Source organism: Pseudomonas sp. WS 5532, from assembly GCF_012985445.1.
Lineage (GTDB): Bacteria > Pseudomonadota > Gammaproteobacteria > Pseudomonadales > Pseudomonadaceae > Aquipseudomonas > Aquipseudomonas edaphica.
Map to the genome: position 1 here is coordinate 129250 of NZ_JAAQWK010000015.1, position 16661 is coordinate 145910.

Consider the following 16661-nt stretch of genomic DNA (forward strand, 5'->3'; position numbering starts at 1 on the left):
GATAGACCTTGAGGTCACGTCGATAAAGGTTTTCAACCAATTACATATTCCAACAAGTTTTTCACTATAGCTTCACAAACTGATTACAGTGTCAGGTCGAACATCGCGCCCATCGATATAAGGAATATGGACATGGGGTTTTTCAAAACAGCGCCTATGCGCTTTCTGCTGCTCGTCACCGCCACCTGGCTGGTGATTTTCCTGCTGACCCGCAGCGTGCTGCTGATCACCCATCTGGATGAAGTCGGTGGCAATTTGCTGCCGGTGTTTGGCGTGGGTTTGCTCTATGACCTGAGCTTCCTGGTGTATGCCGCCTTGCCGCTGGGCCTGTACCTGCTGCTGTGCCCGCCCGCGTTGTGGCGCCGCCGCGGCCATCGCTGGTTCCTGCAAGCGGTGCTCACCGTCAGCGTGTTCGCCATGCTGTTCACTGCGGTCGCTGAATGGTTGTTCTGGGATGAATTCGGTGTGCGCTTCAACTTCATTGCCGTCGACTACCTGGTGTATTCCAAGGAGGTGTTGAACAACCTGCTGGAGTCCTACCCGATCGGCAAGCTGCTCAGTTTGTTGGCGATGCTGGCGATAGTCGTGAGCCTTGCCCTGCGCAAGCCGTTCAATGCGGCGATGAACGCCCCGCTCCCAGCCATGCGCGGCCGCTTGCTGAATGCCCTGTGCCTGTTGGTAGCTGCCGGTCTGAGTGTGCAATTGATCAGCCAGAACAGCCCGCGTGCCCAAGGCGGCAATGCCTACATGAACGAATTGGCGAGCAACGGCCCCTACCAATTTTTTGCCGCCTTTCGCAATAACGAACTCGATTACACGCAGTTCTACAAAAGCCTGCCAACCGATGTTGTCGCCAAACAGTTGCGCGCAGAACTCAGTGAACCCAATGCGCACTTTATCGGCACAGACCCGCTGGATATCCGCCGCACTATCGACAACCCAGGCACATTGCGTAAACCCAACATCGTGCTGGTGACCATCGAAAGCTTCAGCGCCAAATACATGGGCAGCAATGGCGATGAGAACAACCTGACGCCCAACCTCGATGCGCTGCGTAAACAAAGCCTGTACTTCAATAACTTCTATGCCACCGGCACCCGCACTGACCGTGGGCTGGAAGCGATCACCTTGGCGATTCCACCCACGCCCGGCCGCTCGATCGTCAAGCGCATTGGCCGTGAAAGCGGTTTCGCAAGCCTTGGCCAACAACTCGGTGCCGTCGGTTACGACAGCGTGTTCGTCTACGGCGGGCGCGGTTACTTCGACAATATGAACGCGTTTTTCAGCGGCAACGGTTATCGGGTCGTCGACCAGAGCAGTGTGCCTGAAGCGGAAATTTCGTTTAAGAACGCGTGGGGCATGGCTGATGAAGATCTCTACCGGCAAACCCTGAAACTCGCGGATGCCGACTACGCCAAGCAGCAGCCCTTCCTGCTGCAACTGATGACCACGTCCAACCACCGTCCCTACACCTACCCGGACGGGCGCATTGATATCAAGTCCGGTAAAGGCCGTGACGGCGCCGTCAAATACACCGACCACGCTATTGGCGAGTTCCTCGACGCGGCACGCCAGAAACCCTGGTTCGATAACACGATTTTCGTGTTCGTCGCCGACCACACCGCCGGCAGTGCAGGCAAGGAAGACTTGCCGATCACCAACTACCAGATCCCGCTGTTCATCTATGCCCCCAAGCTGATCGAAGCCCGGGAAAGCGCACAACTGGCCAGCCAGATCGACCTTGCGCCGACCTTGCTGGGCCTGATCAACCTGAGCTACGAGTCGACCTTCTTCGGCCGCAACCTGTTGCAGGACAACCCGTTGCCACCGCGCGTGGTGGTCGGCAACTACCAGTATCTGGGGCTGTTTGACGGCAAGGACCTGGCCATTCTAAGCCCACGCCAGGGCCTGCGTCGCCACGATCAAGCCCTGGGTGAAAGCCAGGAGCTGCGTGTAGGCAGTGATGATCCGTTGATCCAACGCGCAATCACCTACTACCAAGCGGCCAGCTATGGCTACACCCAACAATTGCTGAGCTGGAAGGGGCCGAAGGAAGTGCCCCCCACAATCAGCGTACGCTGACAGCTGCGTTCTGGCCCTTGCCTACCACAGGGCAAGGGCGTGACACTTGCGCCATCCTCCGGCGATGGCGCCTTTGCATGTCCGACTCCCTGTTGCTGATTGAAGATGACCGCCCATTGGCCGCGCTGACGGCCGAGTTCCTGCGCGCGGAGGGTTTTACCGTCGCCGTGGAGCACCGTGGTGATCGCGCCGCACAGCGCATTCTTGATGAAAAACCGGCACTGTTGATCCTCGATGTCATGTTGCCGGGCATCGACGGTTTTACCCTGTGCCGCCAGATTCGCGACAGCTACCCCGGGCTGATCCTGATGATGACCGCGCTGGATGAAAACGCCGAGCAATTAACCGGATTCGACGTGGGCGCCGACGACTACGTGGTCAAACCCGTCGACCCGCTGCTGTTGCTGGCCAGGGTGCGCTCGTTGCTGCGTCGTCACCGCCAGGCGCCCAATGCGTCTTATCAGTGGGGTGCGTTTCGGTTGGACCTTAATAGCCATTTCGCCTGGCTCGACGGTACGCCATTGCAATTCTCGGTGGCCGAGTTCGAACTGCTGGCGATTTTCGCCCGCCATAGCGGCGTGTTACTGACCCGCGAGAAACTCCTGCAAAGCTTACGCGGCCTGGAATACGACGGGCTTAACCGCTCCATTGATATGCGTGTGTCGCGCCTGCGCAAAAAGCTGATGACCCTGGCCTGCCCGGTGACCATCCAGACCATCACGGCCCAAGGCTACCTGTTTGTCGAAATCCCCCAGGCGGCCCAGCATGTTTAAACTGCGCCCCTGGATGGTGGCCGTGGCGGGCGCGGGCTGGACGAGCTTGACCCTTTATCTGTTGTGGCTGTGCACCAACGCCTCGGTGTTTGTCGGCGAGGACAGTTTTTTGCGTTTGATGGCCGGCCCAGGCTATTTGGTGGCCGAGCAGCTCAAAGGCTTGCCTGCCGAGAAACGTGAAGCGCGCATGGACATCCTGCGCGCGCACTTCCAGTACCCGGTAGAGCTGATCCCGTATGACGACGTCGAATTGCCGCCCGAAGCCATGGTCATGCTCGAACACCAGCAGCCGGCACTGAACAGCGACGAAGACATCAGCTACTTCCCGCTGGACGACGAAACCGTGATCCGATTCGGCCCTATGTGGGGCAGTGCCGAGGTCAAGGACCTGCTGAAATTTCCGATTTTCTGGATGACCGCCTGCGTCGCCGGCTTGCCGGTTTTGCTGTTGCTCGGCCTCGGTTTGCGTGCGTACCGACGGCATAACAAAGACCTGGCCACACTCAACACGTGCCTGGGCACGCTGGCACGCACGCCAAACGTGATGCTGCCCGCCCTGGGCAAGGAATGGACGCCGTTGCTGCTGACTTTGCAACAGCATGCGCGGGACATCAGCGCCATGAGCGAACGCCATCGCGAAGTCTCTCAAGCCGTCTCCCACGAACTGCGCACACCGCTGGCGCGCATGCGTTTCGCCCTTACGTTGCTGAGCAAGAGCGAAGACCCGCCGACCCGCGCACGCCTTCAGGAGCGCTTGCAAACCGATGTCGAAGAACTCGAAGCCCTGGTTCGCGCCAGCTTGGCCTTTGCGCGAATGGCCGGCGCGCCGACCGATTTGCAGCACGAACCCATCAACCTGCGTGATTGGCTGCACCAGGAGTTCGCCTTACTGGATGGGCACCACCGTCAATTAAGCCTGGAAACCGAGCCTGCACAGCTTGAACTGATCGGCGACCGTGCCCTGCTGCACTTGATCGTGCGTAACCTCTTGAGCAACGCCATCACCTATGCGCGTGATCGAGTGTGCGTGAGCGCCACCTACCAGGGTGAGCAGCACTTGGTGCTGCATGTCGACGATGATGGCCCCGGTATATTGGCGGAGAACCGTGAAAAGATTTTCGAGCCTTTTGTGCGGCTTGCCATGGGCGGCGACGAACCCAGTGGCTTCGGCCTCGGCCTGGCGCTGGCCAAGCGCGCAACCCAGTGGCACCACGGTGAGTTGTCGGTAACCCGCAGCCCGCTGGGCGGCGCACGCATGAGCCTGATACTGCCGTTGCGCCCTCTTTAGAGCCATGCCTTTCAAGGTCTTTGGGCTGATGCGTTCAAGTAAGTCGAGTCAGAAATCGCACTGGAGAAAAGTAACCCGTGGCGAGCAGGCTTGCCCTGCGTTGGGCTGCGCAGCAGCCCCAGTCCGTTATAACTGGCTCACCGAGTCGCCTGATTTGGGGCGGCTTCGCCACCCAACGCAGGGCAAGCCTGCTCGCCACAGTGACAGTGTTCGTCCTTATTGAAGGGTATCGCCGGTTGTAGCGCTGTTACAGCCTGTGACAGCGCAGCCATCCCATCGCCCGTAACCTCGCCAACTGAATCCCGGTTGGAGAGCCCTGTCATGCATCCCCGTAAGAAGCATTTGCCCACCTTGATGCTGTCGCTGTGCATCGTTGCTGGCGTGTTCGTGCCCGGTAATGCGTCGGCCTCGCGCCTGGCGGTTACGGACAAGCCATCACCACGGATGGAAGACAAACACGCTGGCGATCACACCGCCAATACGGCACGTCGGCCAACGGCGCAGGATGCGCTCCTCACCCCGCCACCTCGGAGGTGGCCCCGAGCCGCCGGCGTTGAGAAACTCACGCACCTGCCTGTCCCTGGCCCACTCAACCAAGCTGCTGCACCGCAACCCGTGGCACTTATGCCGGCTGCCCAAGTAACCCTGGCAAGGGGCATGACCTTCAGGAAGCTGTTGCGACGTCGTACATTGGGTTGAGATCAACACAGGCAGCCATGTGGGAGCCGGGCTTGCCCGCGATGCAGGCGACTCGGTATGTCTGGTGCACCGAGGTGATGCCATCGCAGGCAAGCCAGCTCCCACATGGGAGCTCCTGCATTTTGAATACTGCACAAAAAAGCCCCGCCTGCATCACTGCAAGCGGGGCTTTTTAATAGCTGGGTAAGGCTGGCTTACATCATGCCGCCCATGCCACCCATGCCGCCCATGTCTGGCATACCGCCGCCAGCTGCGCCTTCAGCCTTTGGCTTGTCAGCGATTGCAGCTTCGGTAGTCAGGATCAGGCTACCGATCGAGGCTGCTGCTTGCAGCGCGGAACGAGTCACCTTGGTAGGGTCCAGGATGCCCATTTCGATCATGTCGCCGTATTCGCCAGTCGCAGCGTTGTAACCGTAGTTACCTTTGCCGTTCTTGACTTCGTTGACCACAACGCTTGGCTCGTCGCCGGAGTTGGCAGCGATCTGACGCAGCGGCGCTTCAACGGCGCGACGCAGAACAGCGATACCGACGTTCTGGTCAGCGTTGTCGCCGGTCAGATCAGCCAGTGCTTCCAGAGCGCGGATCAGCGCAACGCCACCGCCAGGTACCACGCCTTCTTCAACGGCTGCACGGGTTGCGTGCAGGGCGTCTTCAACGCGGGCTTTCTTCTCTTTCATTTCAACTTCAGAACCGGCGCCAACCTTGATCACTGCAACGCCGCCGGACAGCTTGGCCAGACGCTCTTGCAGTTTTTCACGGTCGTAGTCGGACGAAGTCTCGGCAACCTGGGCACGGATCTGAGTGATGCGAGCCTGGATATCCTGCTCAACGCCAGCACCGTCAACGATGATGGTGTTTTCTTTGGAGATGGTCACGCGCTTGGCGCTACCCAGGTTTTCCAGGGTGGCGCTTTCCAGGCTCAGGCCGATCTCTTCGGAGATAACGGTACCGCCGGTCAGAACGGCGATGTCCTGCAGCATGGCCTTGCGACGGTCGCCGAAGCCTGGCGCCTTGACGGCGGCGACTTTAACGATGCCACGCATGTTGTTCACAACCAGAGTCGCCAGGGCTTCGCCTTCAACGTCTTCGGAAACGATCAGCAGTGGGCGGCCGGCTTTGGCAACGGCTTCCAGCACTGGCAGCATTTCGCGGATGTTCGAGATCTTTTTGTCGACCAGCAGGATCAGCGGGCTGTCCAGCTCGGCAACCATGGTCTCAGGCTTGTTGACGAAGTACGGGGACAGGTAGCCACGGTCGAACTGCATGCCTTCTACAACCGACAGTTCGTTTTCCAGGCCAGTGCCTTCTTCAACGGTGATCACGCCTTCTTTACCGACTTTTTCCATGGCTTCGGCAATGATGTCGCCGATGGAGTTGTCGGAGTTGGCGGAGATGGTGCCTACCTGAGCGATAGCCTTGGTGTCGGCGCATGGCTTGGACAGCTTTTTCAGCTCAGCAACGATGGCGATGGTCGCCTTGTCGATGCCGCGCTTGAGGTCCATCGGGTTCATGCCGGCAGCGACGGCCTTGTAGCCTTCGTTGACGATGGCCTGAGCCAGTACGGTAGCGGTGGTGGTGCCGTCGCCTGCGTCATCGTTGGCACGGGAGGCAACGTCTTTGACCAGCTGCGCGCCCATGTTTTCGAAACGGTCTTCCAGTTCGATTTCTTTGGCTACCGAAACGCCGTCCTTGGTGATGGTCGGAGCGCCGAAGCTCTTCTCGATAACCACGTTACGGCCTTTAGGACCCAGGGTCGCTTTTACCGCGTCAGCCAGGATGTTGATACCGGTGAGCATTTTCTTGCGGGCGGAATCGCCGAATTTAACTTCTTTAGCAGCCATGATCGATATTCCTTAAATACTTTGTAGTAACGGGAAAATGAGCGGGGAATCAGTCTTCCAGAACGGCGAGAATCTCGTTCTCAGCCATGACCAGCAGGTCTTCGCCGTCGACTTTCACAGTGTTGCTGCCGGAGTAAGGGCCGAAAACAACCTTGTCACCCACTTTTACGGCCAGCTCACGTACTTGACCGTTTTCCAGCGTCTTGCCCGGGCCTGCAGCGAGAATCACACCGTGGTTGGCTTTTTCAGCAGCCGAACCTGGCAGAACGATACCGCCAGCGGTTTTCTTTTCTTCTTCGCTGCGACGGATTACGACGCGGTCGTGCAGAGGACGAAGCTTGCTCATTGTCGATCTCTCCTAATTGTGTTTTTCATCGGCCGGTATCGATACCGGCAAGTTGTATTCCGGCGGTGCCGGTCGCGCCTCGCCAAGCAAGACGCGGAAGTCTGTCTGGTGTCGCCACCAGAAACCTTGCGGTGACCGTTACATAAGGGCGTATAAGCTTATTACAAGAGGCCGCGACGGAAATTTTTTACGAATGCCGGGCGGCAAAAGCAACACGGCACCCAAAGGCGCCGTGCAGGTCATGCGGTTATTTGCTGTCGCGGTGTTCGAACTCGCCTTCGATCACATCCCCTTCACGCCCCAACGGCTGGCGTGGCGCCGGGCCGCCACGGGGTTGCAGGTCATCGGCGAAGGCGCGCTGGCGGATCGCCGCTTCTTCAGCTCGCTGGCGCATCTTGCCGGCCAGCAGCTTGCGGGTGAACGGCAGCAGCATGACCAGGCCGACCACGTCGCTGATAAAGCCTGGCAGGATCAACAGGCCACCGGCCAAGGCCATCATCAGGCCTTCAAGCATGGTCTGAGCAGGCAGTTCGCCGCGGTTCAGGCTTTCACGCGCACGCAGCGCCGTGGCCAGGCCGGCGACGCGCAGCACCAGGACGCCGAGCATCGAGCCGAGAATAATCAGCAACAGTGCCGGGAAAAACCCGATGGCACTGCTGACTTGAACAAATACGAACAGCTCCAACACCGGGAACAGCAGAAAGAGCAATAAAAAAGGGCGCATCAAATGGTTCCTCAACGCAAGAATGCCTTGCCAGTCCACCTTAAATGACGTCGCCGTTTCGTGAATTCAAGCGCTGACGGCTTCTTTTTTCGGCCAGACCTCAGCGTGAGCCAATGAAACCAGGGCTTCGCGCACTTGTGTCGGCGTGTTGCAAGGCTCGGCAAACGGCAGCCAATACAAGGACTGGCCGATGCGCAGGTGCATGCCCTCGCCGTCGATACCGGCCAATTGCGCAGGTTCGGTGGTCGGCAGGCCGGTCAGCTCCACATAGTGGGCGATGGCCTTGGTGTGATCGCTGTTCATGTGCTCGATCATGCTGCGCTCGGCTTTGCCCGCAAACGGGTTGGCCAGGGTGAGCTGGTCGACCCAGTGAATCGCGCCAAAGCCGCCGATGTAACGGTGACGCACCGGTTTGAGCACCCAGAAGTCGAAATCGTGGGCCTTGTGGTAGTTGGCCGAATCCGGGAAGTAGCGGTAATAGCGCTCGGCGGCGGCTTCAATCGCAGCCTCATCCTCAAGCTTTTCGGCTTCGGCCAGGTAGGTCAGGCGCCCTACCGCTTGCACGTCATCCGCCTCGCGCTCACCCACCAGCAGCGAGCACTTGGGGTCTTTCTGCAGGTTGTGGGTGTGCTGGGCGATGCGGCTGATCAGGATGATCGGCTGGCCCTGCGCGTCGAGGCAGTACGGCACCACTGAGCCGAAGGGAAAACCCGGCATGGCTTTGGACAATGTGGAGAGCGCTCCACGGTATTCCTTGAGCAACAGCTCTCGGGCGTTCTTGGCAACCTGCGTGCTCACGGTATGACTCCTCGGGTGTTCAGCCGCCCACAGCCTATGGCGTCTATGGGAATGAATCTCAACACAAGGTAATCAATATCGGCGCGGGTTGCCAGAGTGTCCGTTGCTGGTTTTACCGGGCTGCTTTACCAGGCGACGCCGAAGCCTGCGGTGTAACGGGTCTTGTCCAAGCTGCTTTGCGATTCGCCATTAATGATGTCGCGCTCGGCCTTGAGGTTGAGCGAGGCCCATTCAGTGACTTTGTAGCGCAGGCCCATTTCCGCATCCAGGGAGTAATCGGACGGCCCGGCCAGCGGCTTGCCCACTTCGCCGTTAGTGAAGAATTCCACAGTCTTGCCCACCAGGTAGCGGTTGTAGCTCCACTTCATGGCCAGGGAATAGAAGTTGCTCTTGCGATCGTCCGAATACTGGTAATCGGTGCGGTTGACCAGCGAGCCGAGGGAGAACGCGCCCAGCTCATCGTCCCAGAACTGGTAGCCAGGGCCAGTACCCACGGTGCGCTGGCGGGACAGGTCTTCAACCTTGTCACGCTTGTAGGTCAGGCGGCCCTGCCAGTACCAATGCTCGGTGATGAAGCGGTCCAGGTCATATTCGAGCGACCAGTTGTCGGTGGTGGTCACGTCATCCTGGAACTCGCGGTTGTATTCGCCCTGGGCGGTATGCCGCCACTGGCCGTGACGCGCGGTGGTCTTGAAGTCGATGTCGTAGTCGTTGGTGTCCTTGTCGGCGCGTTTGTAGTCCAGCGCCAGGTCGACATTGCCCTTCCACACCAGGTCTTCGATCACAGGCTTTGGCTTGATGATCTGCTGGATGCTGGCCAAGTCCACGGTTTTCGGCGCTTCGCCATTGGTCAGGGTGACCTTGCCATCCTCCGCCGCTTTCAGGGATTTGGCCTTTTCACCGGTGTAAGCGTCCTGCTTGACCAGCAGTTCCTGGTCGCTTTCCAGGGTCTTGACCTGCTTCCAATCCACCGGGATGGCCCCTGCGTAGTTGGTCTGAATCAGCAATTTGCCACCGTCGAAGACTTTGATCTTGCCGGTCAGGCGGTCACCGTTCTTCAACCAGATGGTGTCGGCGAGCAGGGGCGTGGAGGCGCTGAGAACAGCAAGGCAGAGCAGGGTTCTGGACAACATAAGCGAATTCGAGGCTCGAAAATGGCGAAAAAGGGGCGTTATCGTGTTAGATAGCTTGGACTGACTCAAGGATTTATATTGAGTTCAATTCTCAACGGCATGATTACAGACGTTTCTTACAAAAACACCTCTTTATAAAGACGCGGCGATGCCCACACCCCACACACCCGAAGACGCCCCCCAAAGCCCCGCAGACATGCGCCGAACGGCCCTGTACCTGACCCTGGCGCAAGTGCCCGAAGGTTGCGTGGTGAGTTACGGCGAGTTGGCGCACCTGGCCGGCCTGGGCCGCGCTGCCCGCTGGGTCGGGCGCACGCTCAGCCAACTGCCGGAGGACACCCGTCTGCCCTGGCATCGGGTATTGGGTGCCGGTGGTCGGATAAGTCTGCCGGTGGGCAGCGCTTCAGGCGACGAACAACGTGCGCGTTTGCGCAGTGAAGGCGTCAGTATCCTGAACAATCGCGTTGATATTCAGCGTCATGGCTGGCGCCCGGTAGAGCACAGCGGTTAGAGTGCGCGCTTTGTTTCCGCAAATCTGAGGCAGACTCCAGCCCATGCCCCGTAAAACCTGGCGCGCCGCGCTCGCCGCCTATGCCAGCCCTTCGACGTTAGTCCTGTTGTTGCTCGGCTTCGCCGCCGGCTTGCCTTACATGTTGGTGTTTTCGACGCTATCTGTGTGGTTGCGCGAGGCCGGTGTGGCCCGCGAGACCATCGGCTATGCGAGCCTGATCGGCCTAGCCTATGCGTTTAAATGGGTCTGGTCGCCGCTGCTCGACCAATGGCGCCTGCCGCTGCTCGGCAAACTGGGACGACGTCGCTCCTGGCTGGTACTTGCCCAGACGCTGGTGATCCTCGGGTTGATCGGCATGGGTTTCTGCGACCCGCAAAAGCACTTGTCCTGGCTGATCGCCATTGCCGTTATCGTAGCCTTTGCCTCCGCCACCCAAGACATTGCGGTAGACGCCTATCGCCTGGAAATAGCCGACGACAGCCGCCAGGCCGCGCTGGCTGCCAGCTACATGTCCGGCTATCGCATCGCCGCACTGCTGGCCACCGCCGGCGCGCTGTTCTTTGCCGAAGGTTTCGGTTCCACCGGCTTCAACTATAAACACTCGGCCTGGACCGGTACTTACGTGCTGTTCGGCGTGCTGATGATCCCGGCACTGCTGACCACCTTCTTCATGCGTGAACCCGATGTGCCACTGCGCACCCAATTGCAGGCCGGGCGCTACAGCTTTGCGCATCAGCTTGTCTCGGTCTTTGTGCTGATCGTGCTGTTGGTGTCGGTCCCGGCGATGTTCACCCAGTTGTACAACACCGATTTCGCCAGCGTGCTGTTCCACGGCGTGAGCCTGTGGGAGCTGCTGATGGAAGATCGCGCGTTCCTGCGCGCCATCCTGTACATCATCCTCACCACCCTGTGCCTCTCGGCCATGGGTCGACGAGGCCTGGCACCCGTCCTCACGCCGGTTAACGACTTTATCCTGCGGTATCGCTGGCAGGCGCTGCTGCTGCTCGGGCTGATTGCGACCTATCGCATGTCCGACACGGTAATGGGCGTGATGGCCAACGTGTTCTACATCGACCAGGGCTTTACCAAGGACCAGATCGCCGGGGTCAGCAAGATCTTCGGCCTGATCATGACCCTGCTCGGCGCCGGTATGGGCGGCCTGTTGATTGTGCGCTTCGGCATCTTGCCGATCCTGTTTATCGGCGGCATTGCCTCGGCGGCCACCAACCTGCTGTTCGTGATGCTTGCCGACATGGGCCCGGACCTGCAGATGCTGATCTTCACCATCTCCCTGGATAACTTCAGTTCGGGGCTGGCCACCTCGGCGTTTGTCGCCTACCTGTCGAGCCTGACCAACCTCAAGTTCTCCGCCACCCAATACGCGCTGCTCAGCTCGATCATGCTGTTGCTGCCGCGCCTGATTGGTGGCTACTCGGGCGTGATGGTAGAGAAGTTCGGTTATCACAACTTCTTCATCATCACTTGCCTGCTGGGTGTGCCGACGCTGTTCCTGATTGCGCTGCACTGGTTTCAGGAAAGCCGACGGGCGCGGTTGAATCCTCCCGCAGAAGACTGACCCACCTCAGCCAATGTGGGAGCTGGCTTGTTGTGGCGAGCAAGCTTGCTTGCGCTGGGGTGCGAAGCGCCCCCAAAAAGCCGGTGACTGCTGCGCAGTCAAACGGGAGCAAGCTCCCTCGCCACAGCAAGCGCCCTCTCCATAGCAAGCCAGCTCCCACACACGCTCTACTCCACCAGAAACACCGCCACGACCTCACGCCTGTACTCCAGCGACAACCGCCCGTACAATCCCAAGTCATTTCAAGTCCAAGCAACCGACAACGGCCTACCATGCGTACCAGTCAATATTTGCTCGCCACACAGAAAGAAACGCCTTCCGACGCGGTTGTGATCAGCCATCAGCTGATGCTGCGCGCCGGCATGATCCGCAAACTGGCCTCCGGCCTGTACACCTGGCTGCCCATGGGCTTGAAGGTGATGCGCAAGGTCGAAGCCATCGTTCGCGAAGAAATGAACGCCGCCGGCTCTCTGGAAGTGTTGATGCCGAGCACCCAACCGGCTGAGCTGTGGCAGGAATCCGGGCGCTGGGAAGAGTACGGTCCTGAGTTGCTGCGCTTCAAGGACCGTCATGGCCGCGATTTCTGCGCCGGCCCGACCCATGAAGAAGTGATCACTGACCTGATGCGCAACGAGTTGAGCAGCTACAAGCAGCTGCCGTTGAACCTGTATCAGATTCAGACCAAGTTCCGTGACGAAATTCGCCCACGCTTCGGTTTGATGCGCGGCCGCGAATTCATCATGAAGGATGCCTACTCGTTCCACGCCGACCAGGCGTCCCTGCAGGCCACCTACGACCGCATGCACACCGCCTACTGCAACGTGTTCACGCGCCTGGGTCTGAAGTTCCGTCCGGTTGAAGCGGACAACGGCTCCATCGGCGGCGCCGGCTCCCACGAGTTCCACGTGCTGGCCGAGTCCGGCGAAGACGATATCGTGTTCAGCAACGGTTCCGACTACGCGGCGAACATCGAGAAAGCCGAAGCCGTGCCACGGGAAACGTCCCGCGCCGCACCGGCTGAAGAACTGCGCCTGGTGGACACGCCAGAGACCAAGACCATCGCGGCCCTGGTGGAAAAATTCAATCTGCCGATTGAAAAGACCATCAAGACCCTGATCGTGCGCGCCGAAGAAGAAGGCAAGCTGATCGCCCTGGTGATCCGTGGCGACCACGAACTCAACGAAATCAAGGCTGCCCAGCAACCTGGCGTGGCCAGCCCGCTGGTCATGGCCACCGATGCCGAACTGCGCGACGCCATTGGCGCCGGTGCTGGTTCGCTGGGCCCGCTGAACCTGCCGTTGCCGATCATCATCGACCGTTCGGTCGAGCTGATGAGCGACTTCGGTATCGGCGCCAACATTGATGACAAGCACTACTTCGGCGTGAACTGGGAGCGTGACTTGCCGGTTCCGACCGTGGCCGACCTGCGTAACGTGGTGGCCGGTGACCCAAGCCCGGATGGCAAGGGCACCCTGGAAATCAAGCGCGGCATCGAAGTCGGGCACATCTTCCAGCTGGGCAACAAGTACAGCAAGGCGATGAAGTGCGAAGTGCTGGGCGAGAACGGCAAGCCGATCACCCTGGACATGGGCTGCTACGGCATTGGCGTATCACGCGTGGTTGCCGCTGCCATCGAGCAGAACAACGACGAGAAAGGCATCATCTGGAGCGACGCCCTGGCACCGTTCCAGATCGCCCTGGTACCGCTGCGCTACGACAACGAGCAAGTACGCGAAGCCACCGACAAACTGTATGCCGAACTGACGGCTGCCGGTTTTGAAGTGCTGCTCGATGACCGGGACAAGAAAACCAGCCCGGGCATCAAGTTCGCCGACATGGAACTGATTGGCATCCCGCACCGTATCGTGGTCAGTGACCGCGGCCTGGCGGATGGCAATCTGGAATACAAGAGCCGGACCGAAGCCGAAGCCCAACCGTTGCCGGTGGCTGACGTGCTGTCTTTCCTTCAGGCGCGTATTCGTCGCTGAAAACCAGATCAAGAGAAGTCATGTTCAAGCGAAACACCAGAGCCCTGGGGGGCGCCGCCTTGTGCGGCGCCCTGCTGGTCAGCGGCTGCGCCAATCAAATGTCGCAACGCAGCGAGCACGAGGAGCGGGTCGAGCGAAAGTTGCTCGATCACAGCCTGCAAATCGATGTAGGCGAACCCAAAGTGCTGGAACTACCGCAACGCCGGGTTCGCATTCACGAGCAGAAGACCTTTGAGGTCACCGAGTTCGAAGTCACCCGCCGTTACGATCGCTACACCCCCTACCAGCCCTGGCGCAAACTCTATGAGATGCCTTTGGGTGCCGTTGCACTGGTAGCGGGCGCGGGCGCCAACGTGGTGAATATCTTCGCCCTCGGCAACCTGCCCACCAGCATGACGCGTGACTGGCTGAGCTACGGCGTGGACGGCATCAACCCGTTCATGAACGTGCAATCCCACGGCCGTGCGCAACAGAACCTGGCGGGTATCGATGAAGTGCAGCGCGACAAGCGCACGGAGTATTCGAGCCTGCCCTGGAGCGAGCGCCCGGTGCAAGTTACCGCCGGCAAGCAGACCCATGAGCTGACCACCGACCGCGATGGCGTACTGCGCCTGAACCTTTTGGACAGCCCATTTGCCGAGCAGGACCTGAACCGCGTCAGCACCTTGAAGATCAGCGTGGAAGATGGCCAGGACGATGTGCATTCCGACTCGACCCTGGCGATCAGCAACACCCTGCGCGGCAAGTTGCTCGAAGCCCATGGCCTGATCTACGACGACTTGGAAGATGACGAAGTGAACCAATGGGTGCACCGGGTCAAGCGCCTGTCGGAGCTGGGCCTGGAGGAAGAAGCCAGCGAGCTGGAACAAAGCCTGATCGAATTGACGCGCAATGATCCGGAGTTGCAGCAGGAGTTTCTGCAGGCGCTGACCAAGGATGCGGGAAGACTCGTCGCAGATCCTGGGGCACGCTGAGACTTCAGGCTGGATAAAAATCAAAATGTGGGAGCTGGCTTGCCTGCGATAGCGGTGTATTAGTCACAACATCAGTGACTGACACTGCGCTATCGCAGGCAAGCCAGCTCCCACATTTTTTTGATCCGGTTTCTACCAGGGAAATTGAAGCTGCTCGTTACCGCTGCTCAGGTCCAGCAACCGCACCCCAATCCCCAACAACCGCACCGGCTTCCCGCCCCGGTTAAACGCCTGGGTCAACAGCTGTTGATAACTCTCCAGATCCCGCCCTGCCCCGGCCTGCTCCAGCGTCGTCTGGGTAAAGTCATGAAACTTCACCTTAACGAACGGCTTGCCCGCGCGGTAGCTACTGTCTATACGCGCCATGCGCCCTGCCAGGGTTTCCATCAGCTCAGGCAGTTTCGCCAGGCAACTTGAGAGATCCGGCAGGTCCACGTCGTAGGTATTTTCCACACTGATCGATTGTCGGCGGCTGTCGTTCTGCACCACACGGTCATCAATCCCACGAGCCAGGCCCCAGAGCCGCTCGCCAAAACTGCCGAATTCACGCACCAGCGCCAGCTTGTTCCACTCGCGCAGTTGCAGGCAGTCTTCGATGCCCAGGCGCGCCAGCTTGTCGGCGGTGACCTTGCCGACACCGTGCAGCTTTTTCACTGGCAACTGCGACACAAAGTCTTCAACCTGATCCGGGGTGATCACAAACAGGCCGTTGGGTTTTTTCCAGTCGCTGGCGATCTTGGCCAGAAACTTGTTCGGCGCCACGCCGGCCGACACGGTGATGTGCAACTGGTTGGAGACGCGCCGGCGGATGTCCTGGGCGATGCGCGTGGCACTGCCGCCAAAATGCGGGCTGTCGGAGACATCCAGGTAAGCTTCGTCCAGCGACAACGGCTCGATCAGGTCGGTGTAGTCGCGAAAGATCGTCTGGATTTCCTTCGACGCTTCTTTATAAGCATCCATGCGCGGCTTGACGATGGTCAGGTCCGGGCACAGCTTCAAGGCGTGGCGCGATGACATGGCCGAGCGCACGCCATAGGCCCGCGCCTCATAGTTACAGGTTGCAATCACCCCTCGCCTGTCTGCCGAGCCGCCGACCGCCAGTGGCTTTTGCGCCAGGCTCGGGTCGTCGCGCATCTCGATGGCGGCGTAGAAGCAATCACAGTCGACGTGGATGATTTTGCGCTGCGTCATATAAACAGAGGGTGTAATCCAACGGGCGGCCAGTATCGCACTCACTCCTGTATATAGCACCAGTAGTTTGAATCTGCCGTTTGAGCGGTAGGAAATTTCCCAGATGAATTTATTTTCTCAATCGAAATCTACCCACCAATAGAGCCAAACCCTTGGCCAGACTGGCCCCGAGGCCGTTTGAAGCCCACTTTGGAGAGCTAACCGCTTGAACCACAAGCGCTTTTCTTCAATTCACAGGTTGACACACCTGCGTTCCTCTGTAGAATGCCGACACACAGACGCGGGATGGAGCAGTCTGGTAGCTCGTCGGGCTCATAACCCGAAGGTCGTCGGTTCAAATCCGGCTCCCGCAACCAAACATCAAAAAAGGCTACTCGAAAGAGTGGCCTTTTTTGTGCGTGCCTGTTTTAGCCCTGTATGAAAATTGTAAGACAGAAAAAACGTTGCCCACCCTGCACTTACCGCACAAGGTGGCTGTGGAGTGACTAATTTCCACTTATTTGACCCATCAGACTATTAACGGTTGACACCTCGCCGTTGGGCTGTAGAATGCCGCCCACAGACGCGGGATGGAGCAGTCTGGTAGCTCGTCGGGCTCATAACCCGAAGGTCGTCGGTTCAAATCCGGCTCCCGCAACCAAACATCAAAAAAGGCTACTCGAAAGAGTGGCCTTTTTTGTATCCGGTGAAAAAGTTCTTCTGAAACAATGGTATGGCATCTTTCATGAAACCGTATT

At 59.2% G+C, this 16661-nt stretch carries 14 protein-coding genes and 2 tRNA genes; 10 read left to right on the top strand and 6 right to left on the bottom strand.

Annotated features, from left to right (window positions below; all coding sequences use genetic code 11):
• The first annotated feature begins 132 nt into the window (after positions 1-132).
• From HBO23_RS23475 to HBO23_RS23490, 4 genes are all read left to right on the top strand, one after another.
• Entirely contained in the window at positions 133-2082 is a 1950-nt protein-coding gene (locus HBO23_RS23475) for an LTA synthase family protein (RefSeq protein WP_170039923.1), read from the top strand.
• 77 nt (positions 2083-2159) lie between these two features.
• Positions 2160-2855, top strand: a complete 696-nt coding sequence (locus HBO23_RS23480) for a response regulator transcription factor (protein ID WP_017139751.1) — start codon at positions 2160-2162, stop codon at positions 2853-2855.
• Positions 2848-4143: an ATP-binding protein gene (locus HBO23_RS23485; protein ID WP_017139750.1), complete on the top strand. Its 1296-nt coding sequence runs from the start codon at positions 2848-2850 to the stop codon at positions 4141-4143. The genes HBO23_RS23480 and HBO23_RS23485 overlap by 8 nt, the downstream gene beginning before the upstream one ends.
• A gap of 321 nt (positions 4144-4464) precedes the next feature.
• Positions 4465-4842 carry a hypothetical protein gene (locus tag HBO23_RS23490; protein WP_138454142.1) on the top strand — a complete coding sequence of 126 codons (378 nt, stop codon included), beginning with the start codon at positions 4465-4467 and terminating at the stop codon, positions 4840-4842.
• Positions 4843-5036: 194 nt separating this feature from the next.
• Here the strand turns inward: HBO23_RS23490 and groL are convergent, their stop codons facing one another.
• From groL to HBO23_RS23515, 5 genes are all read right to left on the bottom strand, one after another.
• The gene (gene groL / locus HBO23_RS23495) at positions 5037-6683 is read right to left on the bottom strand and encodes a chaperonin GroEL (RefSeq protein WP_017139749.1); all 1647 of its coding nucleotides are present in this window, start codon (positions 6681-6683) and stop codon (positions 5037-5039) included.
• Positions 6684-6732: 49 nt separating this feature from the next.
• The gene (locus HBO23_RS23500; protein WP_017139748.1) at positions 6733-7029 is read right to left on the bottom strand and encodes a co-chaperone GroES; all 297 of its coding nucleotides are present in this window, start codon (positions 7027-7029) and stop codon (positions 6733-6735) included.
• Between the two features lie 247 nt (positions 7030-7276).
• The gene (locus HBO23_RS23505) at positions 7277-7753 is read right to left on the bottom strand and encodes an FxsA family protein (RefSeq protein WP_016975517.1); all 477 of its coding nucleotides are present in this window, start codon (positions 7751-7753) and stop codon (positions 7277-7279) included.
• A 66-nt stretch (positions 7754-7819) separates the two neighbouring features.
• Entirely contained in the window at positions 7820-8551 is a 732-nt protein-coding gene (locus tag HBO23_RS23510) for a HugZ family protein (protein ID WP_017139747.1), read from the bottom strand.
• A 125-nt stretch (positions 8552-8676) separates the two neighbouring features.
• Complete coding sequence (locus tag HBO23_RS23515; RefSeq protein WP_017139746.1) at positions 8677-9684, bottom strand: DUF481 domain-containing protein; 1008 nt, start codon at positions 9682-9684, stop codon at positions 8677-8679.
• A 148-nt stretch (positions 9685-9832) separates the two neighbouring features.
• Between HBO23_RS23515 and HBO23_RS23520 the strand changes: the two genes are divergently transcribed.
• From HBO23_RS23520 to HBO23_RS23535, 4 genes are all read left to right on the top strand, one after another.
• Positions 9833-10195 (top strand): MGMT family protein, encoded by a 363-nt coding sequence (locus HBO23_RS23520; protein WP_026013897.1) that lies wholly within the window; start codon positions 9833-9835, stop codon positions 10193-10195.
• Positions 10196-10238: 43 nt separating this feature from the next.
• Entirely contained in the window at positions 10239-11771 is a 1533-nt protein-coding gene (locus tag HBO23_RS23525; RefSeq protein ID WP_017139744.1) for an AmpG family muropeptide MFS transporter, read from the top strand.
• Between the two features lie 272 nt (positions 11772-12043).
• Positions 12044-13759, top strand: coding sequence for a proline--tRNA ligase (locus HBO23_RS23530; protein ID WP_017139743.1), 1716 nt, complete (start codon positions 12044-12046; stop codon positions 13757-13759).
• A gap of 20 nt (positions 13760-13779) precedes the next feature.
• Positions 13780-14733 (top strand): hypothetical protein, encoded by a 954-nt coding sequence (locus HBO23_RS23535; RefSeq protein WP_017139742.1) that lies wholly within the window; start codon positions 13780-13782, stop codon positions 14731-14733.
• 132 nt (positions 14734-14865) lie between these two features.
• On the opposite strand, the gene dinB is transcribed toward HBO23_RS23535, so the two are convergent.
• The gene (gene dinB / locus HBO23_RS23540; protein WP_099549358.1) at positions 14866-15924 is read right to left on the bottom strand and encodes a DNA polymerase IV; all 1059 of its coding nucleotides are present in this window, start codon (positions 15922-15924) and stop codon (positions 14866-14868) included.
• Positions 15925-16203: 279 nt separating this feature from the next.
• Here dinB and HBO23_RS23545 point away from each other — a divergent pair.
• Positions 16204-16280: transfer RNA gene (locus tag HBO23_RS23545), tRNA-Met, on the top strand.
• 207 nt (positions 16281-16487) lie between these two features.
• Positions 16488-16564 (top strand) — tRNA-Met (locus HBO23_RS23550).
• Positions 16565-16661 lie beyond the last annotated feature (97 nt).